This window comes from Streptomyces sp. V2I9 (genome assembly GCF_030817475.1).
In the GTDB taxonomy this organism is placed as follows: Bacteria; Actinomycetota; Actinomycetes; order Streptomycetales; family Streptomycetaceae; genus Streptomyces.
The window spans coordinates 375670-401109 of record NZ_JAUSZJ010000002.1 but is presented as its reverse complement, the minus strand read 5'-3'; the positions used below and the strand labels follow the sequence as shown (position 1 = coordinate 401109).

Annotated in this window: 25 protein-coding genes; 13 read left to right on the top strand and 12 right to left on the bottom strand. The window is 74.0% G+C overall.

Annotated elements, in window-relative coordinates:
- Positions 1-85: 85 nt before the first annotated feature.
- Together QFZ71_RS01805 and QFZ71_RS01800 are read left to right on the top strand one after the other, a co-directional pair.
- Positions 86-1060 (top strand): oxygenase MpaB family protein, encoded by a 975-nt coding sequence (locus QFZ71_RS01805; protein WP_307666482.1) that lies wholly within the window; start codon positions 86-88, stop codon positions 1058-1060.
- A gap of 214 nt (positions 1061-1274) precedes the next feature.
- The gene (locus QFZ71_RS01800) at positions 1275-3548 is read left to right on the top strand and encodes a PQQ-binding-like beta-propeller repeat protein (protein WP_307666481.1); all 2274 of its coding nucleotides are present in this window, start codon (positions 1275-1277) and stop codon (positions 3546-3548) included.
- Between the two features lie 92 nt (positions 3549-3640).
- Here QFZ71_RS01800 and QFZ71_RS01795 read toward each other — a convergent pair whose 3' ends face one another.
- Positions 3641-5413, bottom strand: coding sequence for a siderophore-interacting protein (locus QFZ71_RS01795; protein WP_307666480.1), 1773 nt, complete (start codon positions 5411-5413; stop codon positions 3641-3643).
- On the bottom strand, positions 5413-6399 hold the full coding sequence (locus QFZ71_RS01790; protein WP_307666479.1) for an ABC transporter substrate-binding protein: 987 nt from the start codon (positions 6397-6399) through the stop codon (positions 5413-5415). Before QFZ71_RS01790 ends, QFZ71_RS01795 begins: the two co-directional genes overlap by 1 nt.
- A gap of 137 nt (positions 6400-6536) precedes the next feature.
- Between QFZ71_RS01790 and QFZ71_RS01785 the strand changes: the two genes are divergently transcribed.
- The 3 genes from QFZ71_RS01785 (at position 6537) to QFZ71_RS01775 (ending at position 9467) form a co-directional block, all read left to right on the top strand.
- The gene (locus QFZ71_RS01785) at positions 6537-7280 is read left to right on the top strand and encodes an AraC family transcriptional regulator (RefSeq protein WP_307666478.1); all 744 of its coding nucleotides are present in this window, start codon (positions 6537-6539) and stop codon (positions 7278-7280) included.
- A gap of 97 nt (positions 7281-7377) precedes the next feature.
- The gene (locus QFZ71_RS01780) at positions 7378-8436 is read left to right on the top strand and encodes an iron ABC transporter permease (RefSeq protein WP_307666477.1); all 1059 of its coding nucleotides are present in this window, start codon (positions 7378-7380) and stop codon (positions 8434-8436) included.
- Positions 8433-9467 (top strand): iron chelate uptake ABC transporter family permease subunit, encoded by a 1035-nt coding sequence (locus QFZ71_RS01775; protein WP_307666476.1) that lies wholly within the window; start codon positions 8433-8435, stop codon positions 9465-9467. The genes QFZ71_RS01780 and QFZ71_RS01775 overlap by 4 nt, the downstream gene beginning before the upstream one ends.
- A gap of 46 nt (positions 9468-9513) precedes the next feature.
- Here the strand turns inward: QFZ71_RS01775 and QFZ71_RS01770 are convergent, their stop codons facing one another.
- From QFZ71_RS01770 to QFZ71_RS01750, 5 genes are all read right to left on the bottom strand, one after another.
- A complete protein-coding gene (locus QFZ71_RS01770; protein ID WP_307666475.1) occupies positions 9514-10041 on the bottom strand; it encodes a GNAT family N-acetyltransferase in 528 nt (175 codons plus the stop codon).
- A 54-nt stretch (positions 10042-10095) separates the two neighbouring features.
- Positions 10096-11613: a glycerol kinase GlpK gene (gene glpK / locus QFZ71_RS01765; RefSeq protein WP_307666474.1), complete on the bottom strand. Its 1518-nt coding sequence runs from the start codon at positions 11611-11613 to the stop codon at positions 10096-10098.
- Between the two features lie 27 nt (positions 11614-11640).
- On the bottom strand, positions 11641-12486 hold the full coding sequence (locus QFZ71_RS01760; RefSeq protein WP_307666473.1) for an MIP/aquaporin family protein: 846 nt from the start codon (positions 12484-12486) through the stop codon (positions 11641-11643).
- Positions 12487-12811: 325 nt separating this feature from the next.
- Entirely contained in the window at positions 12812-13912 is a 1101-nt protein-coding gene (locus QFZ71_RS01755) for a hypothetical protein (RefSeq protein ID WP_307666472.1), read from the bottom strand.
- A gap of 102 nt (positions 13913-14014) precedes the next feature.
- Entirely contained in the window at positions 14015-14596 is a 582-nt protein-coding gene (locus QFZ71_RS01750) for a TetR/AcrR family transcriptional regulator (RefSeq protein ID WP_307666471.1), read from the bottom strand.
- A gap of 175 nt (positions 14597-14771) precedes the next feature.
- Between QFZ71_RS01750 and QFZ71_RS01745 the strand changes: the two genes are divergently transcribed.
- Genes QFZ71_RS01745 through QFZ71_RS01730 form a run of 4 tightly spaced genes read left to right on the top strand, consistent with a single transcriptional unit; the run spans position 14772 to position 19642 of the window.
- Positions 14772-15350, top strand: coding sequence for a (2Fe-2S)-binding protein (locus tag QFZ71_RS01745; RefSeq protein ID WP_307666470.1), 579 nt, complete (start codon positions 14772-14774; stop codon positions 15348-15350).
- On the top strand, positions 15347-16339 hold the full coding sequence (locus QFZ71_RS01740; protein WP_307666469.1) for a xanthine dehydrogenase family protein subunit M: 993 nt from the start codon (positions 15347-15349) through the stop codon (positions 16337-16339). Before QFZ71_RS01745 ends, QFZ71_RS01740 begins: the two co-directional genes overlap by 4 nt.
- Positions 16336-18489: a xanthine dehydrogenase family protein molybdopterin-binding subunit gene (locus tag QFZ71_RS01735; protein WP_307666468.1), complete on the top strand. Its 2154-nt coding sequence runs from the start codon at positions 16336-16338 to the stop codon at positions 18487-18489. Before QFZ71_RS01740 ends, QFZ71_RS01735 begins: the two co-directional genes overlap by 4 nt.
- Positions 18482-19642 (top strand): XdhC family protein, encoded by a 1161-nt coding sequence (locus QFZ71_RS01730; RefSeq protein ID WP_307666467.1) that lies wholly within the window; start codon positions 18482-18484, stop codon positions 19640-19642. Before QFZ71_RS01735 ends, QFZ71_RS01730 begins: the two co-directional genes overlap by 8 nt.
- 42 nt (positions 19643-19684) lie before the next feature.
- On the opposite strand, the gene QFZ71_RS01725 is transcribed toward QFZ71_RS01730, so the two are convergent.
- Positions 19685-20116 carry a DNA alkylation repair protein gene (locus tag QFZ71_RS01725; protein WP_307666466.1) on the bottom strand — a complete coding sequence of 144 codons (432 nt, stop codon included), beginning with the start codon at positions 20114-20116 and terminating at the stop codon, positions 19685-19687.
- A 227-nt stretch (positions 20117-20343) separates the two neighbouring features.
- On the opposite strand from QFZ71_RS01725, the gene QFZ71_RS01720 reads away from it, so the two are divergent.
- The 4 genes from QFZ71_RS01720 to QFZ71_RS01705 are packed head-to-tail and all read left to right on the top strand — an operon-like array spanning position 20344 to position 22610.
- Positions 20344-20568: a hypothetical protein gene (locus tag QFZ71_RS01720; RefSeq protein ID WP_307666465.1), complete on the top strand. Its 225-nt coding sequence runs from the start codon at positions 20344-20346 to the stop codon at positions 20566-20568.
- Positions 20569-20624: 56 nt separating this feature from the next.
- Entirely contained in the window at positions 20625-21326 is a 702-nt protein-coding gene (locus tag QFZ71_RS01715) for a HemK2/MTQ2 family protein methyltransferase (protein WP_307671316.1), read from the top strand.
- Positions 21327-21339: 13 nt separating this feature from the next.
- Entirely contained in the window at positions 21340-21573 is a 234-nt protein-coding gene (locus QFZ71_RS01710) for a CDGSH iron-sulfur domain-containing protein (RefSeq protein WP_307671315.1), read from the top strand.
- Complete coding sequence (locus tag QFZ71_RS01705) at positions 21570-22610, top strand: iron-containing redox enzyme family protein (protein ID WP_307666464.1); 1041 nt, start codon at positions 21570-21572, stop codon at positions 22608-22610. Before QFZ71_RS01710 ends, QFZ71_RS01705 begins: the two co-directional genes overlap by 4 nt.
- Positions 22611-22634: 24 nt before the next feature.
- Here the strand turns inward: QFZ71_RS01705 and QFZ71_RS01700 are convergent, their stop codons facing one another.
- The 4 genes from QFZ71_RS01700 to QFZ71_RS01685 all read right to left on the bottom strand — a co-directional run bounded on the left by QFZ71_RS01700 (position 22635) and on the right by QFZ71_RS01685 (position 25402).
- Positions 22635-23171 (bottom strand): cysteine hydrolase family protein, encoded by a 537-nt coding sequence (locus tag QFZ71_RS01700; RefSeq protein WP_307666463.1) that lies wholly within the window; start codon positions 23169-23171, stop codon positions 22635-22637.
- A gap of 22 nt (positions 23172-23193) precedes the next feature.
- Positions 23194-23997, bottom strand: coding sequence for a SigB/SigF/SigG family RNA polymerase sigma factor (locus tag QFZ71_RS01695; protein ID WP_307666462.1), 804 nt, complete (start codon positions 23995-23997; stop codon positions 23194-23196).
- A gap of 210 nt (positions 23998-24207) precedes the next feature.
- Complete coding sequence (locus QFZ71_RS01690; RefSeq protein WP_307666461.1) at positions 24208-24891, bottom strand: HAD family hydrolase; 684 nt, start codon at positions 24889-24891, stop codon at positions 24208-24210.
- 49 nt (positions 24892-24940) lie between these two features.
- Positions 24941-25402: a DUF5709 domain-containing protein gene (locus QFZ71_RS01685; RefSeq protein WP_307666460.1), complete on the bottom strand. Its 462-nt coding sequence runs from the start codon at positions 25400-25402 to the stop codon at positions 24941-24943.
- Positions 25403-25440: the final 38 nt, after the last annotated feature.

The window sequence follows — 25440 nt, the reverse complement described above, 5'->3', positions numbered from 1 at the left end:
GTCACGAACAGCGCCACGAGCCGTGTCCTGAACCGCTCCGCCCACGGAGCGCCCCGCCCCGGAACCTCAGCCAGCGGAGGTACGCGTGACACCGTCAGCCCCCGGACCGGAACCGACCGGCCCGAGAACCCCCGAACCCCTCGGCCCCGACTCCCTCACCTGGCGCTGGTTCGGCGACTGGAGAGGTCTGCTGCTCGCCCCCTGGGCCGGATCGATGCAGAACATGCACCCCCGGCTGGGCGCGGCCGTCGCCGAGCACTCGCGTTTCTTCGAGGAGCGCTGGCAGCGTCTCTTCCGCTCGCTCTACCCGATCGGAGGAGTCGTCTACGACGGCCCGCTCGCCGCCCGGACCGCCCGCGAGGTGCGCGGCTACCACGCCTCGATCAGCGGGGTCGACGCACAGGGCCGCCCGTACCACGCGCTCGACCCGGACACGTTCTACTGGGCCCACGCCACGTTCTTCATGCTGACCGTGCACGTCGCCGACCGCTTCGGCGGCGGCCTCACCGAGGCGCAGCGGCACACCCTCTTCGACGAGCACGTCCGCTGGTACGCGCTGTACGGCCTCTCGATGAAGCCCGTCCCCGGCAGCTGGGAGGAGTTCCAGGCGTACTGGGAGCACATGTGCGCCGACGTCCTGGAGGACAACCGGCCCACCCGCGACGTCCTGAACATGCGCCGGATCGCCCGGCCGCCCCTCCTGCGGCTGCTGCCGTCTCCGTTGTGGGCCCTCCTCCGCGTCCCGCTCGTCCGCTCGACGCTGTGGCTCACGGTCGGCCTGTACCCGCGGACGGTCCGGGACCGCCTCGGCCTGCGCTGGACGCCCCGCGACGAACGGCTGCTGCGGCTGGTGGGCCGGCTGGTCCACCACGCCTGGAAGCGGGTTCCCGAGCGGCACCGCTTCCACCCGCGCGCCCGCGCGGGCTGGGACCGCGAGCGCGGCCGGCCGGCGGCGGCCCCGGTGGAGACGCCCGCCCGGAACCTGCCGCCCGAGGAGCGGCGGGGGCTTCCCCAGCACTACGTACCGAAGGCGGACCGGACCGGGCCGCCACCCCGCTGACCGGAGCCGCAGCTCCGGACAGGCGGGGCCCCGTCCGCCGGCCGGAGCGGCCGCACCGCCGAAGGGGGGCCGCCGCACCCGGCGCGGGCCGCCCGTCCCCGCCCCGGACGGACACCCGCTTCGCCCGGCCGTACCGCCCTACGGCTAGTTTGTGTGCAGGACGGATGAGCAGGCCCGATGCGGCGAAGACGCACGGGGGACGGGAGGTGGGAGCGTGTCGCTGCGCGGAGGCGATCCGGCCGAGATCGGCGGGTATCCGCTGGAGAAGCGGCTCGGCTCGGGCGGCATGGGCACGGTCTTCCTGGCCCGTACCAGCTCGGGGCGGCCGGTCGCGATCAAGCTGATCCACCAGCACTTCGCGGGGGACGAGGAGTTCCGCATCCGGTTCCGGCAGGAGGTCGCGGCCGCGAGGCGGGTGAGCGGCGCGTTCACCGCCGCCGTCGTCGACGCCGCCCCCGAGGCGGAGCAGCCGTGGATGGCGACCGCGTACATCGAGGGCCCCACGCTCTCCCAGCGCATCTCCGAGGGGGGTCCGGTCGGCGGGGCGGAGCTGCGGAGGCTGGCCATCGGGCTGACGGAGGCGCTGCGCGACATCCACCGGGTGGGCGTCGTCCACCGCGATCTGAAGCCGGCGAACGTCGTGCTCTCGTCCGAGGGCCCCCGCGTCATCGACTTCGGCATCTCGCGCGCGGCGGACCAGCAGACGCTGACGATGACCGGGCGGGTCATCGGCACGCCGCCCTTCATGTCGCCCGAGCAGTTGCAGGACCCGCGCGGGGTGGGGCCGCGCTCCGACGTCTTCTCGCTGGGAACGCTCCTGGTGTTCGCGGCGACGGGCCAAGGGCCCTTCGACGCGGACAGCCCCTACATGACCGCGTACCAGGTGGTGCACGAGGAACCGTCGCTGGACGCCGTTCCACCGGCCCTGCGCGCGGTCGTCGAACCGTGCCTGGCCAAGGAGCCCGAGGGGCGTCCCTCGGTGGACGAACTCCTGGTGCTGCTGCGGGACCTGCCGGCCGACCTCGGCGGGGCCGGCCCGCACCCCGGCGGACCGGTCACCGGCCGCACCCGCGACGTGGTCACCCAGCACCACCTGGCGACACCGGCCACCCCGTCGCCCACCGGTCCGACACCGGCCGGCCCGCTGCCCTCGGAGCCGTTCCCCGCCACCCCGGCGCCGTCCGGCGCGGGAAGCTCCGGGACCCGCGTAGGCGGTCGTCTGCGGCGCCGGTGGCGGCCCGTGCTCGCGGCGGCGGTCGCCGTCGCGGCGATCGGCGGGGGAGTGGCCGCGCTCACCGCTCGCGGCGGCGACGCGGACGGCGGGGGCAGCGGCCCCGCCGTGCCGGGCGGCACTCTCCCGGCCGGCTTCGAGCCGTGGCGTACGACCGTGCCCGGCGGACGCGAGGACATCCCCGACGAGCTGCGCTGCGTCGCGCGCGACGACGCGTTGTTCTGCGGTGGCGGCGGCGTCGTCGCCGGCCGGATCGACCCCAAGGACGGGTCGCAGGTCTGGACGGTGAGGAGTCCGGGCATCCCCGCCCAGGGCATGCACCTGGTGGGCGCCACCGACGACACCGTGATCGGCTACCGCATCGCCGACCAGGACGACCCGCAGGGCCCGCCCGAGGAGGTGGTGGCCCTCGACGCGGACAGGGGGAAGGAGCTGTGGTCCACGCCCTCCGCCGCCCAGTCGACAGCCGTCACCGGCCGGACCCGCGACGCCGTCGTGGCGGGTTCCGCCGTGGTGACGGTCGACTCCTCCAACTCCCGCTTCGAGGCGCGGGACGCCCGCAGCGGCGCGGTCGCCTGGACGGCGCCGTTCCCGGACGGCACGCAGTGCGCTCCCGTCCCCGAGGGGCCGCGGCTGCTCGCGATGTGCGCGAGAGACGCGGACGTGGACGACCTCGGGCCGCGCCGCTCCACCCTCCGTACCCTCGCCCTCGACTCCGGGGAGCTGGGCGAGGCCATCGAGATCGAGGGGCCCGCCGAGCCGGTGGGCGACGCCGACGGCTCCCTCGTCCTCCTCTCGCCGCACTACGAGGGGACCGAGCGGGCCGGGTACGACGGGGTGGTCCGTGTCGATCCGGCCTCGGGGAAGGTCGCACGCTCCCGGTTCGACACGGTGTACGAGGGCACGCCCGGCATGGCGGACGGCACCCTCTACGTGAGCGGGCGGACCGGTCTGGTCACGGCGTTCGACTCCGCGACCGGCCGCAAGAAGTGGGCGCGCCAGACGGGCGTGGAAGGCGCTTCGGGTCCCGCGGCGGGTGACGGTGCGGTGTACTTCAGCTCGGCCACCGGCCGGGTGGTCGCGCTGGCGCCGAACGACGGGCAGTCGCTGTGGTCGACGGACCCGCAGGCCGACGGGTGGACGGGACAGGAGGGCGCGAGCCCGCGCGTGACCGTGGCGGGGCGTGCGGTGTTCGTGGCGGCGGCCGAGAACTCCCTCTTCGCCTTCGACGCGCGGAGGCCGCCGAGGCCGCGGTGACCCCGGCGGCGGTTCCCCGGACGTGCGGAGGCCGCCGGGGCCGCTCCGGCCCCGGCGGCCTCCCGTCCGTCCCGCCCCCGTGAGGGCGGTCGTCAGGCCCGGCGCAGGACCGTGGCCTCCGTGCCCCAGCCCAGGGCGACGGTCCGCTCGACCCGCCAGCCCGACCGCTCCGCGAGGGCGGCGACGGCGGCGGAGTCGCGCAGCGGGCTGCCGGTCGCGGTGTACGCGTGCAGCGCCGCCCCGGCCGCGTGCGGGTTCAGATTGTCGGGGCGCGACGCCTCCACGAGGACCGCGGTGCCGGTCCACTCCGCCAGCCGCCCGAGGAGGGCGGCGGCCTCCTCGTCGGTGCGGTACGCGAGGGCCTTCGCGGCGACGGCGACATCGGCGGGCCCGGCCGAGAAGTCGACGCGGTCCGGCGCCGGAACGCACCCGCGCAGGACCTCGGCCGGTCCGGCGTCCTCCGCGACCCGCAGCCGGGGCCGCCGCCCGGCGTCGTCGAGCGCCGCGACCACCGAGGCGCTGCCCGGACCGGTCAGGAGGCAGCTCTCGACGCCCTCCCACAGCGGATCGGCCGTCAGTCCGTCCAGCAGGAAGACCAACTGCTCGCACTCCTCGACCAGTTCGCCGTAGCGCTCCGCGTCCTCGGTCACCGACGCGTGCAGGGTCGTACCCGAGGCGAGCCGCCAGGGCGACGTCCCGTCCCGCAGCGCGGGCGCCAGCTGGGCGAGGGCCAGCAGCAGTTCGGCCTCGTGGCCGGTGTACTCCTCGCGCGCATGGTCGTCCAGCAGCTCCTCGCCCGCCGTGCCCAGGCGCAGCCCGGCCCCGTCCTCGGCGGCGACCACCACGTCGTACGCGGCGAGCAGCGGAAGCAGGACGCCGAGTCCCGGTCCGGGCACGCCCGCGCGGGTGGCGAGGGCGTCGGTGGAGAGCCCCGGGGCATCGGCCACCGCGTCGATCACGCCGAGCTGCAACGCGGCCCGCGCGACCAGCCACGGCAGGGGTGAGGGGATCGGGGCGGGGGCAGGCGCGGTCGGGGCGTCGGCCGTGCCCGGCGTCCGAGGGGCGGCGGCCTCCTCCCGGTGCCAGTAGCCCGTGATGTTCACCCGGTCCTTCGGGAACTTCCGCTCCCGCTGGAGATACCGGCGTACCGGCAGCAGTGCCCGGCTCTCCGCGGCGGCCCAGGCGTACCCCTCGCCCGGCGGCGACGGCAGGGCCCGCACGGCGGCCTCCAGCGCCACCGCGTCGCCCGGCTCCGCGACCACCCAGGTGATCGTGTCGCCGTCACGCAGCGCCAGCTCCTGGCGCGCCGCGTCGTCCGGGACGGTCACCAGGACGTGCGCCGGGGCGTCGAGCGGGCGCTCGTCGAGGAAGCGGCCGATCGCGGGCAGCGCCGTCTCGTCCCCGATCAGCAGGATCCAGTCCAGCGAATCCGGCAGCCTGAGCGACGACTTGGGGCCGACGAACCACAGCTCGTCGCCCTCCCGCGCGGAGGCGGACCAGGACTCGGCGGGCCCGTCGCCGTGCAGCACGAAGTCGAGGTGCAGTTCTCCCGCGTCGAGGTCCACCCGGCGGGGCGTGCAGTCGCGGGTCACCCGGTGCTCGGCCGGCGTCCACTCGATGCCGTACGGCAACTGGGCGGGGAGCGCCGCCCTGACGTCCCCGTCCGACGCCAGGATCAGCTTGACGTGGTCGTCGAAGCCGGGCGCGGCGAAAGCGGGGCGGTCGATCCCGTCACGGGTGAACGCGGCCAGGTCGTCGCCGCCGAGGACGACCCGCCGCATCCGGGGGGTCACCTCGTGGACGCGGCGGACGGAGACCCGGCGCAGAACGAGCGGGTGCGTCGTGTACGCGCGCTGAGCGGCCATCAGGAGAACCGCTTCTCGATGAGGTCCAGCAGGGCCATCGACTCGTCGTAGTCGCCGCGCAGCACCCAGTACGGCAGGTCGTACGCCCGGTTCGCCCTGAAGGCGGGCAGCGCCTTGTAGACCGGGTTCTTCCTGAGCGTGGCGACGTCGGTCGTGTCGGCGTTGAAGCCCATCACGAACACGGACGGCTGGGTGATCGTCTGGCCGACCTTCTCGGTGGACAGCTCGAACATGTCGCCGCCCTGCCCGTACACCTTGAAGCCGCCGTCCGCGAAGACCGGCGCCGGCTCGATGCCGACCTTCTTCAGCTCCGTGGGCAGACCCACGCTCTCCACCAGGCCGAAGGCGGTGCCGTCGCCGGTGAAGGTGAGGAAGGAGACCGGGCCGGCCGGCGGCTTGATCGCCTTCTTCACCTCGCCGATCCGCCGGTCGTACGCGGCCAGGTGGTCCTTGTACACGTCGGGCTTGCCGAACACGTCGTCGGCGAGGAAGGAGAACTGGCTCCGCCAGTCGCCGAGCTCCTTGCCCACGAGGACGGTGGGGGCGATGTCGGAGAGGTCCTTGTACACCTTCTCCGCCTGGAACAGCGGGAAGCCGATACCGCCTCCGACGATGAGGTCGGGGTCCAGGGCGAGGATCGCCTCCAGGTCGAAGCCGTCGACGCTCCACGGCAGGAACGTCGTGCCGTCCTCCTTCGCCTCCTTCGCCCAGTTCGGGGAGAACTCGCCCTTGCCGTCGGCGTCCTCGGGGATCGTGGCCCTGACCGGCACGTCGAGGTCGTAGAGGTATCCGGCGAGGGCGTGGTTCAGCACGACCACCCGCTCGGGCTCGGCCGGCACCTTCACCTTGCCGTAGTCGGTCGTGACGGTTCGGGTCTTCGCGGCGGACGACGTGTCTCCGTCCCCCGAGGAGTCGGAGGCCGAGCAGCCGGTGAGGGCCAGCGCGGCGACGACCGCGACGGCGAGAAGGCGGGCAGGAGCAGACATGGGACCTCATGAGACTGGGCAGGCTCGTAGATTCGAGCTGTTGGTAAGGTGAGGCTAACCTCGCTGGTTCCGCTGCGTCGATCCGCGTACGACATCGCCGGTGACGGACACGACGCACCGCACAACGGGAGGCACGCTTGCCGACGACATCCCTCGGCACCGTGGTCGCCGAGAACGCCATCCGCTTTCTGGGACACGACACGCACCGGCACGACGAGCCGCACCTCGTCTACGTGGTGACCGGCAGCGCCCGGCTCACCTCCGAGGGCCAGGAGTGGCGGCTCGGGCGGCACGAGGCGCTCTGGCTCGCCCCCCGCGTGCCGCACGCCCTGCGGATCGAACCGGGCGGCATGGCGCTCGGACCCTTTCTCGACCCCGCTGACCAGCCACGATGCCGCGTCCAGCCGCTCGGGTCGGTCCCCGCGCTCACCGAGGTCATGACCACCACACTCGGAGCCGCGCCGACCACACCGGAGCAGGTCGAGCCGTTCCGGCAGGCGCTGGGGCGGGTGCTGAGGGGCATCTCCCGGCAGTACTTCCCGGTCGTCCTGCCCGTCCACCCCGCCGTACGCGCCCTCGCCCGCGAGGCGCTGCGCACCCCCTCCGCGACGCTGGAGAACCTCGCCGGACGGCACCGGATGAGCGCCCGTCAGGTGCAGCGCGTCTTCCTCGACGAGACCGGACTGCCCTTCACACGGTGGCGCAACCGGGCCAGGATGAACGCCGCCGTCGAACACCTCCGCGGCGGGGGCGAGCTGACGGCGGCGGCCAGGGCGGCCGGCTACGCCACCCGCGCCGGACTGCTGCGCGCGCTGAGCCGCGAGTCCGGGGTGCCCGTGAACGCGCTCACCGCGGACCCGGTGGAGGCACTCGGCGGCTGAACCGGACCCGCCGGTCCGGACGGTTCCAGCAGTACAGGTACGTCGATCACGCACGCCACCCCGGCCCGTCCGGGGGCGGGTTGCTCAGGGAGAACAGATGGCACAGGCGCTCGCGCCGACGACCGCGCCACCACCGACCGCGCCGTCGCGCCCGTCACGCCGCAGGGCGCGACGGATCGTCGGCCTGGGCATGGCGCTCGGCACGCTGCTGGTGGCGGTGGTGCTCAGCGTGGCGATCGGCTCGGCCCTGCTTCCCCTCGACGTGGTGTGGCAGGCGCTGACCGCGCCGGACGGCTCCGCCTCGCACGCCACGATCAGCGGCGCCCGCGTGGACCGTACGCTGCTCGGCATCGTCGTCGGGGCCGCCCTGGGCGTGGCGGGCGCGCTCATGCAGGCGCTCACCCGCAATCCGCTGGCCGACCCCGGTGTCCTCGGGGTCAACGCCGGGGCGAGCTTCGCCGTGACCCTGGCCGTGGCCGTCTTCGGCGTCACCCGCATCGACCAGTACCTGCCCTTCGCCCTCGTCGGCGCGATCGCCGGTTCGGCGGTGGTCTACCTCGCCGCGAGCGGCGGACGCGGTGGGCCCACCCCGGTGCGCCTCACCCTCGTCGGGGTCGCCTTCACCGCGGTCCTGGTGGGCATCTCCCAGACGCTCGCCCTGATCGACACGGAGACCTTCGACCGCATGCGGTTCTGGGGGGCGGGCACCGTCACCGACCGCCCGGCCGGCACCGTGGGCGACATCCTGCCCTTCGTCCTGGCCGGCCTGGTGGTCGCCGCCTGCTGCGCCCGCCCGCTCAACGCGATGGCGCTCGGCGACGACGCGGGGCGCGCCATGGGGCTGCGGGTCGGCGCGGTCCGCTGCGGGGTGGTGATCGCGGTGGCCCTGCTGTGCGGTGCGGCGACGGCCGCAGCGGGCCCGCTGATGTTCGTCGGCCTCATGGTCCCGCACGCCGTGCGCCCGGTCACCGGGCCCGACTGGCGCTGGATCCTCGCCTGCTCCGCCGTCCTCGCCCCGGTGATCGTGCTGGTCGCGGACGTGCTGGGCCGGCTGATCGTGATCCCCGCCGAGTTGCAGGTGGGCGTCATGATGCCGCTCATCGGCGCGCCCGTCCTGATCCTGCTGGTACGCGGAAGCCGGGTGAAGGAGCTGTGAGCGGAGCACTCGTCCTCAGGGCGGGCTCCCTGAGCCTGCGGGCGTCCCGGCGCTCGATGGCGGTCTGCGGACTGCTGACGGTCGCGCTGATCGCCCTGGCGCTGTGGGCGTTCACCCTCGGCAGCTTCCCGCTCGGCCTCGGCGACCTGGCCTCGGTCGTGTCCGGCACCGCCCGCGACAGCGTCCGCACCGTCGTCCTGGAGTGGCGGGCGCCGCGCATCGCCGCCGCCGTCCTGTTCGGGGCCGCTCTCGCCGCCGGCGGCGCGGTCTTCCAGTCCCTGACCCGCAACCCGCTCGGCAGCCCCGACGTCATAGGCTTCACCACCGGCTCGTACACCGGCGTCGTCCTGATGCTGCTGGCGGGCGCGAGCGGCTACACGGCGCTCGCGGCGGGCGCGGTGGCCGGCGGGCTCGTCACCGCCATCGTCGTCCACCTGCTGGCGTTCCGGCGCGGGGTGCGGGGCTTCCGGCTCATCATCGTGGGCATCGCGGTCGGGGCGCTGCTGTCCTCGGTCAACACGTGGTTCTCGGTGAAGGCCGACGTGGACACCGCGCTGCGGGCCGCGGTCTGGGGCGCGGGCTCCCTGAGCGCCATCGGATGGCCCGCCCTGATGGCCGCCGCCGTCCTGCTGGCGGGCGTCGCCCTGGCGGCGCCGGTGGCGCAGCGCCGGATGCGCTGGCTCGAACTGGGCGACGACACGGCGGCGATGCTGGGCGTGCGCGTCGAGCGCACGAAGCTGCTGCTGGTCGTGCTCGGCGTGGCCGCGACCGCCGCGGTGACCGCCGCCGCCGGTCCGATCTCCTTCGTCGCCCTGGCCGCCCCGCAGATCGCCCGCCGCCTCACCGGGCGCGGCACTTCCGTGGACCTGGCGGGCTCCGCGCTCGTCGGCGCGCTCCTGCTCCTCGGGGCGGACATCGCGGCCCAGCACGCCGTTCCGGACGTGGTCCTGCCCACCGGCGCGGTCACGGTGTGCCTCGGCGGGGCGTACCTCCTGGTACTGCTGGTGAGGGAGTCCCGCCGGAGCCTGTAGGGGCGCCGGCGGGACTCGGCCTGCCGCGCGACCCCCGCGCGCCCGCTCAGTCGCCCAGGATGCGTTCCCACAGCAGCCCGTCCCGCCACGCTCCGTCGAGGAGGATCGCGGAGTGCGCGACGCCGTACGGGGTGAACCCGTTGCGGCGCAGCACCCGTTGCGACGGCAGGTTCTCCAGGTTGGTGGACGCCTCCGCGCGGTGCAGGCCGAGTTCCTCCCGCATCACCCGGAGCGCGAGCGCGACGGCGTCGCCGGCATGGCCCCGGTTCTGGGCGACGGTGGCGATCCAATAGCCGAGGGAGCCCCGCCGCAGGTGCGGCTGGGGCAGGATGCCTCCGACGGTGATCTGCCCGATCACCTCGTCGCCGGCGAGCACCACGCCCGGCCAGACCGTGCCGGCCCGGAACCCGGCCAGCAGCCCCTCGATCCGCTCCTCCTGCCCCTCCGGAGTGAAGTGGTCGGCCGGCTGGGCCGGTTCCCACCGCCGGAACGCCTCGGCGTCCCGCGCCCGGTGGGCGGCGATGGGGACGGCGTCGGCGGGCTCGATCAGGCGGATCACGGTGCTGCTGGGCATGGGCCGGTCCTCGTCGGGATGGCGGAGGGGACCGGCCCAACCTACGCGAGGGCGTCAGGGCACCTTCACCCAGTCGAGGGTGCGCTCCACCGCCCGCTTCCAGCCCGCGTAGCCCTCGGCCCGCTGCTCCTCGGTCCACCTGGGCTCCCAGCGCTTCGACTCGTGCCACTGGGTGCGCAGTTCGTCGGTGTCCCGCCAGAAGCCGGTGGCGAGGCCGGCCGCGTAGGCGGCGCCGAGCGCGGTCGTCTCGGCGACGACGGGGCGGCTGACCGGGACGCCGAGGACGTCCGACTGGATCTGCATGCAGAGGTCGTTGGCGGTGACACCGCCGTCCACCTTGAGGACGTCGAGATGGACCCCGGAGTCCTGCTCCATGGCCTCGACCACGTCGCGGCTCTGGTAGCAGATGGCCTCCAGGGTGGCGCGTGCCAGGTGGGCGTTGTCGTTGTACCGGGCGAGGCCGACGATCGCGCCGCGGGCGTCGGAACGCCAGTACGGGGCGAACAGGCCGGAGAACGCGGGGACGAAGTAGACGCCGCCGTTGTCCTCGACGCTCCGGGCCAGTTCCTCGCTCTCCGCCGCGGACTTGATGATCTTCATCTGGTCACGCAGCCACTGCACGGCGGAGCCGGTCACGGCGATGGAGCCCTCCAGCGCGTAGACCACCGGGCTGTCGCCGAACTGGTAGGCCACCGTGGTGAGCAGGCCGTTCCGCGAACGGACCAGCTCGTTGCCGGTGTTCAGCACCAGGAAGTTTCCGGTCCCGTAGGTGTTCTTGGCCTCGCCGGGGGAGAAGCAGACCTGGCCGACGGTGGCCGCCTGCTGGTCGCCGAGGACGCCCCCGATGGGGATGGCGGCGCTCAACGGCCGGGAGGTCCGGGTGGAGCCGTACGCCTCCGGGTCCGAGGACGGGTTGATCGTGGGAAGCATCGACCGGGGGATGCCGAAGAAGCCCAGGAGCTCGTCGTCCCAGTCGAGGGTCTCCAGGTTCATCAGCATGGTCCGGCTCGCGTTGGTGACGTCGGTGGCGTGGATGCCGCCGTTCGGTCCGCCGGTCAGGTTCCACAGGATCCAGGCGTCGGTGTTGCCGAAGACCGCGTGACCGGCCTCCGCCGCCTCCCGCACGCCGTCGACGTTCTCCAGAATCCACTGGATCTTGCCCCCGGAGAAGTACGTCGCCGGCGGCAGCCCGGCCTTGCGGCGGATGACCTCGCCCTTCCCGGAACGCTCCAGGTTCGCCGCGATGCCGTCCGTACGGGTGTCCTGCCAGACGATGGCGTTGTAGTAGGGCCGCCCGTTGCGCCGGTCCCAGACCACCGTGGTCTCCCGCTGGTTGGTGATCCCGATGGCCACCAGGTCGGTCGGTGACAGTCCGCCGTACCGCAGCGCGTTCTGCATCACCGAGTTGGTGCGCTCCCAGATCTCCACGGGATCGTGCTCCACCCAGCCGGAGCGGGGCAGGATCTGCTCGTGCTCCAGCTGGTGCTTGGCGACCTCGTTGCCGCCGTGATCGAAGATCATGAACCGGGTGCTGGTGGTCCCCTGGTCCACCGCGCCGATGAAGTCCGCCATGATGTGCCGCCTCTCCGGCCGGTGTGGTCAGTCCTTGGGCGCCGGGACACGGCCCGGCGGCTCGGGCTCCGCGGACGGCAGGAAGCGCCCGACGAAGACCTTGTAGAGTCCCGCGCCCAGCAGACCGCCGATCAGCGGCCCGATGATCGGCACCCAGAAGTAGAGATTCCCGTACTGATCGCGCCACGCCCCGCCGTATCCGGTGAGGAAGCTCGCCAGGCGGGGGCCGAAGTCGCGGGCCGGGTTGATCGCGTACCCCGCGTTGGTGCCCCACGCCATGCCGATCGCGACCACGATCAGGCCGATGATGAACGGGCCCAGGTTCGAGCCGGGCGGGGTGTTGAGCAGGTCGGTGACGGCCAGGATCAGCAGCAGCAGGATGGCGGTGCCGATGACCTGGTCGCGGAAGGCGCCCCACTCGTGCACCGGCAGCGCCGGGTTGCCGTTGGCAGGCAGCGTGGAGAACACCGACTGCGTCTTGATGGTGTGTCCGGGGTCGGCCTTCGCGAGCGCCTCGCTGTAGTTCCAGCGGACGATGAGCGCGGCCACGAAGGCGCCGGCCGTCTGCGCCAGCGCGTACGGGGCCACCTTCTTCCAGGGGAACCCCTTGAACGCGGCCAGGGCGACGGTCACCGCGGGGTTGAGATGCGCCCCGCTCAGCCGCGCCGCCACGTAGACGCCCAGCGTGACGCCGAGCCCCCATGCCCAGGCGATGCTGTCGTGGTTCCCGAGGCCGCCGGCCGGATCGGTCAGGGCCCCGCCCGCCGCCACCTGGGCCACGACACCGCATCCGAAGAGGATGAGGATCAACGTGCCCGCGAACTCGGCCGACAACTCACCGAGCAATCCGGACTTCTTGCGTAGTTCGGCCATGGAAGCTCGCCCTCCGCCGACGGCGCCGGCTGTCTCCTACCCGAGCAGTGTCAGCAGGCTAAGCCGATTCCCGTACAGCGGCATATCGGGGCAAAAGGTCTGGCGATCGGGAGGCCCCGCTGGTGGGCCGATCGGGTGAGGGCCGGGCGTGGTGCGCCGGCCGGCCGAACCGGACGGGCGGGAGCACCGGGCAGCGGCCGACCCCGTTCGCCCGGCCGCGGCCCGCCCCGCCTCCGGAAACGCGTCGCGGACCCCTTCGGTTTCCCGCCCACGGGAGACGGACCGGCGGCGGACCGGCCGCCGGGCAGGGCGGACAGGGCCGCCGTCAGGAGCGGGTGGCGGTGTCGCAGCGCTCGTCGCCGGGCTCCCGCTTCCGCTGCTCGATCGGACCGCTCCGGTCGTACGGGTCGACGGCCCGGCCCCTGTCCGTGTCGGCGCCGGTGCGCTCGGCGAGGAACGCGGGGTGCAGAAAGCCGTCGTAGGTGCCGCAGCCGCCGTTGGTGGTGTCCAGCTTGTAGGAGACCACGGAGAACGTCCCCGGCTCGGTGACGATCTTGTCCGGGTCGTCCCAGCTCACCACCGTCTCGCGGCGCACGATGGTGCGCGCGACCTCGTCGTCGTCTCCCGAGGCGCGCCTGACCGGGTAGACGTACGTGACGTCCGTGGAAACCTCCACCGCGCCCTTCTTCCCCTCCCGGAAGGTGACCCGGCCGCGTGTCTTGACCACGTCCCCGACCGGCCGGACCTCGGCGGGCCGGAAGCGGCTGAAGAGCAGGAGGGGATCGTTGTCGCGGTCGGGCGAGCTGAACGCCTTCTCGAGGTAGGTCCGGACGTCCGACTGGTGCGGGTTGATGAGCGCCATGGCCTTCTCGGGCCTCTCGCCGCGCAGGACGGCGGGGTCGAGGCTGGACGCGACGAGGAACTCCCGCGTCCGGTCGAGCGCTCGACCCACCTCGGCCTCGCTCATCCAGCCGGTCGCCCGCGCCTCCGGCAGATGGACGCCCGCGATGCCGTCGCTCCAGCGCGCGGCCGGTGATCCCCGGAACGGCTCGTCCAGGGTGGGCTGTCGGTCCGACGCGTCCCGGGCCGGCGGCCCGTCCGGACGCTCCGACTCGGCGGCGAGCGGGGTGGCGTCCGCCGGGTCGCCGCCGAACAGGCCGAGGACCCGGCCGGGGGCGACGGCCACCGCGATCAGCAGCACCACGACGGCCGCCAGGCCGAACGCGTACCAGCCCCTGCCGCGCGGCCGTTCGGCCGGGGTGTACGTCCGCCACCCCTCCTGCCGGCCGGGCTCCTCCTGAAGCCGTCGCGTCACCATCCGGGCCCGCGCCGACGGTTCCTCGGGCGCATCCGGGCTTCCGGCCCCGGCCTCCCTGAGGAACCGCTCCCACTCCTCGTCCGGTACGGACGACCCACCCTTGCTCAACTCGTCGCTCCCGTCCGTGCCTTGCGCCCGTGCCCCCCGGCCCGGCGCCTTCCGGGGCATCATCACACGGCGGTGCGGCACCGCCGACGGGCGGGGACCCGGTCACCGGCCGGGCGCTCCCGCGCGCAGGCCGTCCATGACGAGGTCCAGGAGCCGGCCGGCCCTCGGCTCCCAGTCCTCGTGGGGATCGATCTGCCACAGACCGGCGATGGCGAGGAAGAAGTCGTCCGGAGTCACACCGGGGCGGACGACGCCGGCGGCCCCACAGGCGTCCAGGAGGGTCCCCGCCGCTTCCATGACCGGGGTGGGGCCGGGCTTGGCGGGGCCGCCGGGCGCGCTGGTGACCAGCCGGATCGCGTCCGCCAGACCGGCCTTCGTCAGAGCGAAGCGGGCGAGGCGGTCCATCCATTCGCGCAGGGCACGTTCGGGCGGGCGGGTCTCCAGCAACTCGACGGCGGCATCCGCGACCTGGCGCATCTCGAAGCGGTAGACCTCCAGGACCAGCGTCTCCCGGTGCGGGAAGTGGCGGTAGAACGTGCCCTGCCCGACGCCCGCCCTCTTGGCGATGGTGCTCAGCGGGACGTCCGCGCGCTGTGTCAGTTCGGCCGTGGCGGCCCGCAGGATGCGCTCACGGTTGCGCTGCGCGTCCGAACGCAGGGGGGTGTCCTTCTTGGGCTGGGACACGGTGCCTCCTCGCGGGTTCATGGCCGAAACCCGTCCTTGTTGACCGGACAGTTGTCCGTTACGTTCTCCCGGTAAGCGGACAGCAGTCCGGTCAGGGCACTTTACTCCCGGCCGGGACCGGCGGTCACCCGCCGACGTCCCGGCTCCTGGCCCCCGACACCAGAGGAGGCTGAACATGTCCCCGGCGACCTCGTCGACGTCCAGTGCCATCACCCTGAACGTCAACGGAGAGAAGCACCACCTGCCCGTCGACCACCGCACCACCCTGCTCGACGCCCTGCGCGAGCGCCTCGACCTCACCGGCACCAAGAAGGGCTGCGACCAGGGGCAGTGCGGCGCCTGCACCGTGCTGGTGGACCAGCGGCGCGCCGTCTCCTGCCTCACCCTCGCGGTCGCGGCCGAGGGGCGCGAGATCACCACCATCGAAGGCGTGGCCGAGGGCGACCGGCTGCACCCGGTCCAACAGGCGTTCCTCGACCTCGACGGCTATCAGTGCGGCTACTGCACGCCCGGCCAGATCTGCTCCGCCATCGCCGTCATCGAGGAGCACGCGGCCGGGCGGCCGAGCGCCGTCACCGGGGATCTGAGCCCCGACGCGCCGCCGCAGCCGCTGACGCCCGAGGAGATCCGCGAACGGATGAGCGGCAACCTGTGCCGCTGCGGCGCCTACGTGTCGATCGTCCAGGCCGTCGCCCGTGCCGCCGAGACCCACGCCGAGACCCGCGCCGCGGGTGCGAAGGAGGCCACCGCATGAGGGAGTTCGGCTACCGGCGAGCGCACGACGTCACCGGAGCGGTCGCCCTGCTCGCCGCCGACCCCGACGCCCGCTACCTCGGCGGCGGCACCAACCTCGTCGACCTGATGAAGTCCGGCGTGGAGCGCCCCGCCCGGCTCGTGGACATCCGCGAACTCCCGCTGGACCGCGTCGAGCCCACGACGGACGGCGGCCTGCGCATCGGGGCGACCGTCACCAACAGCGACCTCGCCGCCGACCCCGACGTCCGCCGCCGCTACCCGGCGCTCGCCCAGGCCGTGCTGGCCGGCGCCTCCGGTCAGCTGCGCAACATGGCCACCGTCGGCGGCAACCTCCTCCAGCGCACCCGCTGCGGCTACTTCACCGACCTGGCGGCGCCCTGCAACAAGCGTGCGCCGGGCACCGGCTGCTCCGCCGTCACGGGCGAACACCACAACCACGCGGTCCTCGGCGCGAGCGACCACTGCGTGGCCGTGCACCCCTCCGACATGGGCGTCGCCCTGACGGCCTTCGGCGCGCGGGTCTCCTACGAGAGCCCCGACGGACCCGGCGAAGTCCCGATCACCGACTTCTACCTCCCCGTCGGAGACACCCCGCACCGCGAGACCGGCCTGCCGCCCGGCGCGCTGATCACCCACGTCACCCTCCCCGCCGCGCCCGCCGCCGCCCGCTCCCGCTACCGCAAGGTGCGCGAGCGCGCCTCGTACGCCTTCGCCATCGGCTCCGTCGCCGCCGCGCTCGTCGTCGAGGACGGCGTCGTACGCGAAGCACGCCTCGCCCTCGGAGCCGTCGCCTCCCGGCCCTGGCGCGCCCGTGCCGCCGAAGCCGTCCTGACCGGCGCGAACGCGGACGGCGCGGCCTTCGCCGCCGCCGCGGACGCCGAACTGGCAGCCGCCCGGCCGCTGCCCCACAACGGATACAAGGTGACCCTCATGCGCAACCTCATGGTCTCCGTCCTGACCGAACTGGCCGGGGAGGACGCCCGATGACGACCGCCACCCCGGACCGTTCCGCGCTCCGCGGAGCCGTCGGTGTCGCCCACACCCGCGTGGAGGGCCGCGACAAGGTCACCGGCGCGGCCCGCTACGCGGCGGAGTTCCCGTTCGCGGACCTGGCCCACGGCTGGCTCGTGCTGTCCACGGTCGCCCGTGGCCGCATCCGTACGGTGGAGACCGCCCCGGTCCTCGACATGCCGGGCGTGCTCGCCGTGCTGCACCACGGCAACGCCCCCCGCCTGAACACCGATTACATCGGCATGCTCGGCGTCCCACCGGACCCGGCCTCCGCCGTCCTCCAGGACGACCGGGTGCCGTTCGCGGGCTGGCCGGTCGCGCTCGTCGTCGCCGAGACCCCCGAAGTGGCCCGCGAGGCCGCCGAGGCGCTCGTGGTGACGTACGACCAGGAGCCCCACGACACCGTGCTCGTGGCCGACCACCCCGGCGCCTACGCCGCCGCCGGTCATATGGCGGCCGAGACCGGGAAGGGCGACCTGGAGGCACGGCTGGCCGCGTCCGCGTTCGTCGTGGACGAGGAGTACACCACCCCCGAAGAGCAGCACAGCATGATGGAGCCGCACGCCGCCACCGCCCGGTGGGACGGCGGCCGGCTGGAGGTCGTCGACTCCAACCAGGGGGCCGGCTGGGTCCGGAGCGAGCTGGCCGCGATGTTCTCGCTCGACGCCTCCGCCGTGCGGGTGCGCTCCGAACACATCGGGGGCGGCTTCGGCAGCAAGGGGCTCCGCGCCCACCAGGTGTCCGCCGTGATGGCCGCCACCGCCCTGCGACGCCCGGTACGCGTGGTGCTGACGCGGCGTCAGATGTTCTCGCTGGCCGGCTACCGCAGCCCCACCGCCCAGCGTGTCAGGCTCGGCGCCGCCCCCGACGGCCGGCTGCTCGCCCTGGAACACCGCTCGCTGAACCAGACCTCCACGGTGTACGAGTTCGTCGAGCCCAGCGCGGGCGTCGCCCGCGTGATGTACGACGCCGAGGCCCACCACACCGCCAACCACGTCGTCCGGCTGGACGTGCCGTCGCCGACCTGGATGCGGGCGCCGGGCGAGGCTCCGGGGTCGTTCGCCATCGAGACCGCCCTCGACGAACTCGCCGAACGTGCCGGCCTCGACCCCATCGACCTGCGCCTGCGCAACGAGCCGGAGACCGGCCCGGTCTCCGGCCTGCCGTTCGGCAGCCGCAACCTGGCGGCCTGCTTCCGCGAGGGCGCGCGCCGCTTCGGCTGGGCGGACCGCGACCCGCGCCCCGGCGTCCGGCGCGAGGGGCGGTGGCTGCTGGGCACCGGCACGGCGGCGGCCTCCTTCGGTGCCGGAGCCGCCCCGTCCACGGCCTTGGTCACGGCGCAGGCGGACGGCTCCTTCACCGTGCGGATCACCGCCGCCGACATCGGGACCGGAGCCCGCACCGCGCTCACCCTGATCGCCGCCGACGCGCTGGAGACCGCGCCCGACCGCGTCCGGGTCCGCATCGGCGACAGCGACTTCGGCCCCGCGATGATCGCCGGGGGGTCCATGGGCACCCGCTCCTGGGCCTGGGCGGTCACGGCGGCCGCCGCCGAACTGCGCGAACGGCTCGCGACGACCACCGGCATCCCGCCGGAGGGCATCACGGTGCGGTCCGACACCACCGAGGCCCTCGGGTCCCTCGCGCGCAAGGAACGGCACTCCTACGGGGCCCAGTTCGCCGAGGTCGCCGTGGACACCGCCACCGGCGAGATCCGGGTGCGCCGCATGCTCGGCGTCTTCGCGGCCGGCCGGATCGTCAACCCGCTCACCGCCCGCAACCAACTCCTCGGCGGTATGACGTGGGGCATCTCCATGGCCCTGCACGAGGAGGCGGTCCGCGACCGGAACACCGGCGGTCACTATGCCCCCGACCTCGCCGGATACCACGTCGCCACCCACGCCGACGTCCCGGACATCGAGGCGGACTGGGTGGACGACCACGACCCGGAGGACCCCGTCGGCATCAAGGGCGTCGGCGAGATCGGCATCGTGGGCGCGGCGGCGGCCGTCGCCAACGCGGTCCACCACGCCACGGGCGTACGCCACCGGCACCTGCCGATCCGCCCCGACCGGGTCCTCACGGCGGGAACGCCTGGCCCCGCCGGGGGAGCGGTGGGTGCTTGACATCGCGGGCGAGCTGCACCGGTGGATCGAGGAGGGCCGGGAGTTCGCCGTCGGTACCGTCGTCTCCGTCGGCGGCAGCGCGCCGCGCGGTCCCGGTGCCGCCCTTGCCGTGGACAGTGAGGGGACCGCGATCGGTTCGGTCTCCGGCGGCTGTGTGGAGGGCGCGGTCTACGAACTGTGCGCGCAGGCCCTCCAGGACGGCCGGACCGTGTGCGAACGGTTCGGCTACAGCGACGAGGACGCCTTCGCCGTGGGACTGACCTGCGGCGGGGTCCTCGACATCATGGTCACGCCGGTACGGGCCGACGCGCCGCAGCGTGCGGTGCTGCGGACCGCGCTGTCCGCCGCGGCCTCCGGAGCGGCGACGGCCCTCGCCCGGGTGGCCGCGGGACCGGACGCGCTGCTGGGCCGCTCGCTGCTCGTCCGCGCGGACGGCTCCCACGAGGGCGGGCTCGGCGGCCACCCGGCGCTGGACCGTACGGCGGCTGCCGAGGCGGCGGCCCTGCTCGACACCGGCCGCACCGGCACGGTCGCCCTCCCCGAGGACGGCTCGCACTGCCCCGGCGGGCTCACCCTGCTCGTCGAGTGCAGCGTGGAGCCGCCCCGCATGATCGTCTTCGGCGCGGTCGACTTCGCGGCGGCGCTGGTACGGGCCGGAAAGTTTCTCGGCCATCATGTGACGGTGTGCGACGCCCGGCCCGTCTTCGCCACCCCCGCCCGGTTCCCCGAGGCGGACGAGGTCGTCGTCGACTGGCCCCACCGCTACCTTCGGCGCACCCCGACCGACGGGCGCACCGTGCTGTGCGTACTCACGCACGAGGCCCGGTTCGACGTGCCGCTGCTCACCGAGGCGCTGCGGACGCCCGCCGCCTTCGTGGGAGCGATGGGATCGCGCCGCACCCACGAGGACCGCACCCGGCGGCTGCGCGAGGCCGGCCTGAGCGACGACGAGCTGGCGAGGCTGCGGTCGCCCATCGGGCTGGACCTCGGCGCCCGTACGCCCGAGGAGACGGCCCTGTCCATCGCGGCGGAGATCGTCGCGGCCCGGCGCGGCGGCACGGGCAGGCCGCTGACCGGGGGTGCGGAGCCCATCCACCGGGAGCCCGTCCACCGGGGTCATCACGAGGTGCCGCGGGCCGCCGGCCCGCGCTGAGACCGTGGCGGACCCGGTGGACGACGGCCGCCGGGGCGGGTCCTACCGGGCGTCCTGCCGCCGCACCATCTCGGCGATCCAGTCCGGCGCGTACGGGGACGTGCAGCCCGCGGAGGTCGGGTGGTCCTTGAGCACCTCCAGACGTTCGCCGATGCCGACGGCGCGGGCACGGAGCGCGGGGTGGTCGATGCCGATCCGGGCCAGGCAGTGGTTCATCGCCCACTGGAGACGGTCCGGAGCGTCCTTCATCCCCGCCTCGATGACATCGAGCAGTCCCGGAAGGTCGAGGCCCTCGGGCCTCTTCCCCACCCGCTCGGTGGTGAGCGCCCAGCCCGCGCTCGCGACGACGGGGTCGGGGTCGGCGGACCAGGCGACGTGCCTCTCGTTCACCGCGCGGGCCCGTGGGTCCTCCAGTTCGGCCAGCTCGGCCATGACCTCCGCCACGGTCGCTTCGGCCTGCGGCTGTGCGGCCATCACGGCTCCCTTCCCGGACGACCCGGTGTGCGTGCGCCCCGGCCGGCGTGGGCGGAACGAGGAATGCAGCGTACGACGACCCGCGCGGAGGGCGGCGGGGCCCACGGGTGGTGGCTCGCAGGTTTGACGAGGCCGTACCGGGTCACTCCGGTACAGCGGCGCGAGCCACCCGAGAGCCGGACGAACCGGTGACGGGCCCCCGCGCTCCGCCCCGCGAACGAGGAGACATGAACAGCTCGACGGTGGAACAACTGCTGACCGCACAGGAGGACACGATGCGTGACCTGCGCAGGCTGCTGCGGGCCAAGATCCTGAAGGCACGCGGGCCGGCCGAGGAATCGGACGGCAAGGCACTCGACGACCAGGTCCGCAGGGACGAGGGCCGACGGCGGCAGGACGAGGCGCACCGTCCGGAACAGCGGGACCGCACCGACGGGACCCCCGGCCGTTGAACGGGCGAGGGGTACGGGTCTCCGAGGGCGAGGACGACCCCCTGACGAGAGAGGCCCTGCCCAAGGCCCCCGGAACCGTCCCACCGGCGGGGGAAACCGCTGGTCAGGGCCGGGTCGTACGGTTTCCCGGAGTGTACCGCCCGCAGACCGACACGCTGCTGCTCGCCCTCGCCATGCGCCGCGAGGGGATCGGTCCGGGCACGGACCTGCTGGACCTGTGCACCGGCACCGGCGCCCTCGCCCTGCACGCCGCCCGGCTCGGCGCCCGTGTCACGGCCGTGGACATCAGCCGCCGTGCGGTGGCCTCCGCCCGGCTGAACACCGCGCTCGCCCGGCTGCCCGTCACCGTGCGCCGCGGTGATCTGCTGCGGGCCCTTCCGGGCCGGACGTTCGACGCCGTCGTCAGCAACCCGCCGTACGTCCCGGCCCCCGGCCTGTCCGCGCCGCGCCACCGCGCCGGCCGCTCCTGGGACGCGGGACCGGACGGCCGGATGATCCTCGACCGCATCTGCGACGACGCCTTCACCGCGCTGCGCCCCGGCGGACTGCTCCTGCTCGTCCAGTCGGGACTGAGCCGCCCCGAGGAGACGGTCGGCCGGCTCTCGTCGGCCGGCCTGGACGTGTCCGTGACCGACCGGGTGACGATCCCGTTCGGACCCGTCACACGGGGCCGGGCCGCCTGGCTGCGGGCGCGGGGGCTGCTGCGGGACCGTCTCGACCGGGAGGAACTGGTGGTGATCCGTGCCCGGAAGGAATGAGACGCCCCGCCGCGTGGTGCTCAACCGGGAGGGCCCCGTCCTGGTCGAAGGACCGGTCGAGGTCGTGGGCGACGACGGCACGACGGCCCGGTCCGACCGCTTCGTCGTCGCCCTCTGCACCTGCCGCCGCAGCCGCGCCTACCCCTGGTGCGACACCAGCCACCGCCGCCGCAGGCCCGCCGCCTCCCCGCAGGGCGGCACTGACGGACGACAGCCCCGCGAGGGCGAGGAGGAGTCCCGGACGTGACGATCCAGGCCACCACGGAACCGCGTGACGGCGACCGCCCCGCGGCGTCCCCCGCGCTCCCCGCGGCGCGCGGCCCCCTGAGCCGCAGCGTGCTCGACGTGCTGGCGGGCAGGGCCGCCCGGCTGCCCGACGCCGACGCGGTACGCCGCTGCGATCCGTACGGGGACGACCTCCAGCTGCTCCTGTACGTCCTGTACGAGCTGCACTACCGGGGGTTCGCCGGGGTGGACGAGCGCCTGGAGTGGGACCCGGCCCTGCTCGGCGTGCGCGCGGCGGCCGAGGACGTCTTCCTGGACGCGGTACGCCGCGACGGCGGCTCCGGCGGAAAGGACGTGGCGGGGACGGTGGACGCGCTCCAGCTGGAACCCGTCGGGGACGACGGCCACAGCGTCAGCCACCACCTCCAGCGGGAGGGCGAGCTCTGGCAGCTGCGCGAATACGCCGCCCTTCGCTCCCTCTACCACCTCAAGGAAGCCGACCCGCATCTGTGGGTGGTGCCACGGCTCCGCGGGCGTGCCAAGGCGGCGATGGTGGCCGTGGAGTTCGACGAGTTCGGCGCGGGGCGGGCCGAGAACGTGCACGCCCGGCTCTTCGCCGACCTGATGGCCGACCTCGGCCTCGACGCACGGTACGGCCACTACCTCGACGCCGCGCCGGCCCGCGCCCTGGCCACGGTCAACCTCATGTCCCTCTTCGGCCTGCACCGGCGGTTGCGCGGCGCCCTGGTCGGACACTTCGCCGCCGTGGAGATCACCTCGTCCCCCGGATCGCGGCGGCTGGCCGAGGCGCTGCGCCGGGTGGGCGCGGGCCCCGCCGCCCAGCGGTTCTACGACGAGCACGTGGAGGCCGACGCGGTGCACGAGCAGGTGGTGCGCCACGAGGTGATCGACGGCCTGCTGGAGGACGAGCCCGGCCTCGCCGCCGACGTCGTCCTGGGCGTCGAGGCGACCGGGTACCTGGAGGACCGCCTCGGCGACCACCTGCTGACGGCATGGCGCGAGGGCCGTTCCGCCCTGCGTACACCGCCGGCGCCGTGACCCGCCGGCCTGTTCGCCGGGGTCTCAGAAGGAGACGTCGTCGGCGTCCAGGACCGCGGCCCCCATGTTGCGCTCCATCATGCGCAGCGCGGCGTCCGCGAGGTCGCCGTGGATGTGCGCCACGGCGTCCCTCGGCACCGTCACGCGCAGATGCCGGATGTGCGCGTCGAGCGCCGAGTACAGCACGCACTGCTCCGTCACCTGGCCGCACAGCACCACATGGCCGGCCTCCAACTGGGAGAGCAGGTAGCTGAGCGGGGTCTCGTAGAAGATGGAGTGCCGGGCCTTGACGACGAACAGGGAGTCCTGGTCCGGGAGCACCGGCTCGACCAGCTCGGCGTTGCTCCCTCCGAGCGCGGTCTCGATGATCTCCCCGTGGTGGGAGCGCCACTGCCCGAAGTTGTCGTTCGCGTAGACGACCGGAACGCGCTCCGAGCGGGCCCGGTCGATCAGCCGCCCGATCCGCGGCAGGGCCGAGCGGACGGAGGGCACGAGCAGGTCGGCGTCGGGGTGGTCGTAGGAGTTGATCATGTCGATGACGATGAGAGCGCTGTTTCCCATGGCTTCTTTCCCGGGCGGTCGGTCACGCCCGTCGGACGGCTCCCTGGAGGACCCCGTCGCGTACGCGTTCGCATGACTGGCTGAGCAGACGGGACACGTGCATCTGCGAGATGCCGAGGCGTTCGGCGATGCGTACCTGCGTCATGTCCTGGAAGTACCGGAGGTAGAGGATGGTGCGTTCCCGCTCGGGGAGCCCGCGCAGCCCCGGTTTGACGGCCTCCCGGTCGACGGCGACCTCCAGCGCCCTGTCGTAGGACCCCAGCCGGTCGAGCAGCGGCACGCCTCCCTCGGCCCCCGTGGGCTCGGCGTCCAGGGAGAGGGCGCTGTAGCTGTCCAGCGCTTCCAGCCCCAGCAGCACGTCCTCCTCGGCGAGCCCGGTGGCGGAGGCGATCTCGGCACAGGTCGGCGCCCTGCCCGAGCAGGTCTGCGCCAGCTCCAGGCGGGCCGTCCGCACCCGGTTGCGGAGGTCCTGGACGCGGCGCGGGACGTGTACGTCCCAGGTGTGATCGCGGAAGTGCCGCTTCAGCTCCCCGGTGACGGTGGGCACGGCATAGGTCTCGAACGCCTTGCCCCGCTCCGGGTCGAAGCGGTCCACCGCCTTGACCAGGCCCATCGCGGCCACCTGGCGAAGATCGTCCATGGTCTCGCCGCGGTTGCGGAACCGGGTCGCCACGCGGTGGGCCATCGGCAGCCACGCGCAGATCGTCTCGGTGCGCAACGTGTCCCGCTCCGGCCCCGGCGGAAGCGCCCGCAGCCTGCGGAACACCTCGCTGCGCGACCGGTCGGTCGGGGCAGGGGCTGCGTGGGGGGCGACGGGGTCCTGCATGGCGGTCACTCCTCGACGGCGTCACGACGATGGGGTTGGGTCGCCGCGGGAAGGCACCGGGCTGGACGGAGACACAGCCCGGGAGATCCCACGGGCGCACCTCTTGTCCGAAGCACAAGCATGCGCATACCCGGACAAAAAGGAACTAAACCTGATGAGGGCCCGATCGGCATCCCGAGTGCGTCCCCGTGCCGGTCCGCCGGGCGCAGCTCAGCGCGGCGCGTCCCGGCCGGATTCCGGACCGAAGGGGCTGTCGTCGAGGTGGGCGAGCAGGTCGGCGACGTCCCGGTAGACCACCCGCGCTCCCGCCCGCTCCAGGTCGGCGCGCGGGATGCCGCCCGACAGGAGGGCCACCGCGTCCACCCCGGCGCGGGACGCCGCCTCCATGTCCCACACCGTGTCGCCCACGAACACCGCCTCGCCGGGGGCGACGCCGGCGAGGCGGCAGGCCAGCTCCACCGGTTCCGGGGCGGGCTTGCCCCGGTCGACGTCGTCCGAACTCGCGGTGGCGACAATCGCCTCGTCGGCGTCGATCGCGCGCCGCAGCGCCGCGAGTTCCTCCCCGTCCGCCGAGGTGGCGAGGACGACCCGCCAGCCGCGCCCGTCGAGCGTACGCAACAGGTCGCCCGCCCCCCGGAAGGCGGGGAGGCGGTCGAAGCAGGTCGCGTACAGCACCGAGTGTGCGGAGCTGATGGCGTCGTCCTGCTCGCGGTCCCGGTCGGCGCCCAGCAGCCGCTCGATCAGATCGCCCGAACCGAGGCCGACCGACCGGAGGATGTCCGGCATCGGCACGGTGTGCCCGGCCTGCCGGAACGCCTCCCACCACGCCACCACATGAAGGTGGTTGGTGTCCGTGAGCGTGCCGTCCACATCGAAGATCGCCGCGCCTGCCATGCTCTCCCGCTCTCTCGCTCACCCGCCGGTTCGCCCCTGCCGGGCCTCGTCAGGGGGCCTCGTCCTCGTCCGTCACATGGACGGCGGCTTCCTCGGCCGACGCCGCTCCGCCGTCGATCCCCACGTCCCGCGCGAAGACGTCGGTCTCCCGACCGGTGGGGTCGTCCACCGCGCTCAGGCGGCCCGCCCGGAGTGCGCGCTCGGACCCCTCCACGGGCTCGCCGTCGCCCCCGGCCGGATCACCGGCGCCGTCGCCGACGGGCGGCTCCACGTCGTCGACCTCCCGGGCGAGCCGCTGGTCCAGGGACTCGCCGCGGCGCTCCTCCGCCCCCGTCGTACCGAACTTGTCCACGCCGAGGGGGCGTTCGGGCGGGGAGTAGCCCTCGTCCAGCTGATCGTCCAGGTCCCGTTCGCCGAGCGTGTTCTCCAGGTCGAGATCGTCGTTCGGCGGATCCTGGCCGTCGTCGTCCTGCGGCTGGTACACATCGTCGCCGCGTGCGTCTGCGGGCATGTCCTTCGCTCCTCCTTCCACCGGCCGTCCGCTCCGGG

Excerpts from the sequence above, each read along its gene's own strand:
- QFZ71_RS01795 (WP_307666480.1), bottom strand. The coding sequence starts at position 5,413 with ATGGCCGCTCAGCGCGCGTACACGACGCACCCGCTCGTTCTGCGCCGG.
- QFZ71_RS01790 (WP_307666479.1), bottom strand. The coding sequence starts at position 6,399 with ATGTCTGCTCCTGCCCGCCTTCTCGCCGTCGCGGTCGTCGCCGCGCTG.
- QFZ71_RS01780 (WP_307666477.1), top strand. The coding sequence starts at position 7,378 with ATGGCACAGGCGCTCGCGCCGACGACCGCGCCACCACCGACCGCGCCG.
- QFZ71_RS01770 (WP_307666475.1), bottom strand. The coding sequence starts at position 10,041 with ATGCCCAGCAGCACCGTGATCCGCCTGATCGAGCCCGCCGACGCCGTC.
- glpK (WP_307666474.1), bottom strand. The coding sequence starts at position 11,613 with ATGGCGGACTTCATCGGCGCGGTGGACCAGGGGACCACCAGCACCCGG.
- QFZ71_RS01760 (WP_307666473.1), bottom strand. The coding sequence starts at position 12,486 with ATGGCCGAACTACGCAAGAAGTCCGGATTGCTCGGTGAGTTGTCGGCC.
- QFZ71_RS01745 (WP_307666470.1), top strand. The coding sequence starts at position 14,772 with ATGTCCCCGGCGACCTCGTCGACGTCCAGTGCCATCACCCTGAACGTC.
- QFZ71_RS01740 (WP_307666469.1), top strand. The coding sequence starts at position 15,347 with ATGAGGGAGTTCGGCTACCGGCGAGCGCACGACGTCACCGGAGCGGTC.
- QFZ71_RS01735 (WP_307666468.1), top strand. The coding sequence starts at position 16,336 with ATGACGACCGCCACCCCGGACCGTTCCGCGCTCCGCGGAGCCGTCGGT.
- QFZ71_RS01725 (WP_307666466.1), bottom strand. The coding sequence starts at position 20,116 with ATGGCCGCACAGCCGCAGGCCGAAGCGACCGTGGCGGAGGTCATGGCC.
- QFZ71_RS01720 (WP_307666465.1), top strand. The coding sequence starts at position 20,344 with ATGAACAGCTCGACGGTGGAACAACTGCTGACCGCACAGGAGGACACG.
- QFZ71_RS01700 (WP_307666463.1), bottom strand. The coding sequence starts at position 23,171 with ATGGGAAACAGCGCTCTCATCGTCATCGACATGATCAACTCCTACGAC.
- QFZ71_RS01695 (WP_307666462.1), bottom strand. The coding sequence starts at position 23,997 with ATGCAGGACCCCGTCGCCCCCCACGCAGCCCCTGCCCCGACCGACCGG.
- QFZ71_RS01690 (WP_307666461.1), bottom strand. The coding sequence starts at position 24,891 with ATGGCAGGCGCGGCGATCTTCGATGTGGACGGCACGCTCACGGACACC.
- QFZ71_RS01685 (WP_307666460.1), bottom strand. The coding sequence starts at position 25,402 with ATGCCCGCAGACGCACGCGGCGACGATGTGTACCAGCCGCAGGACGAC.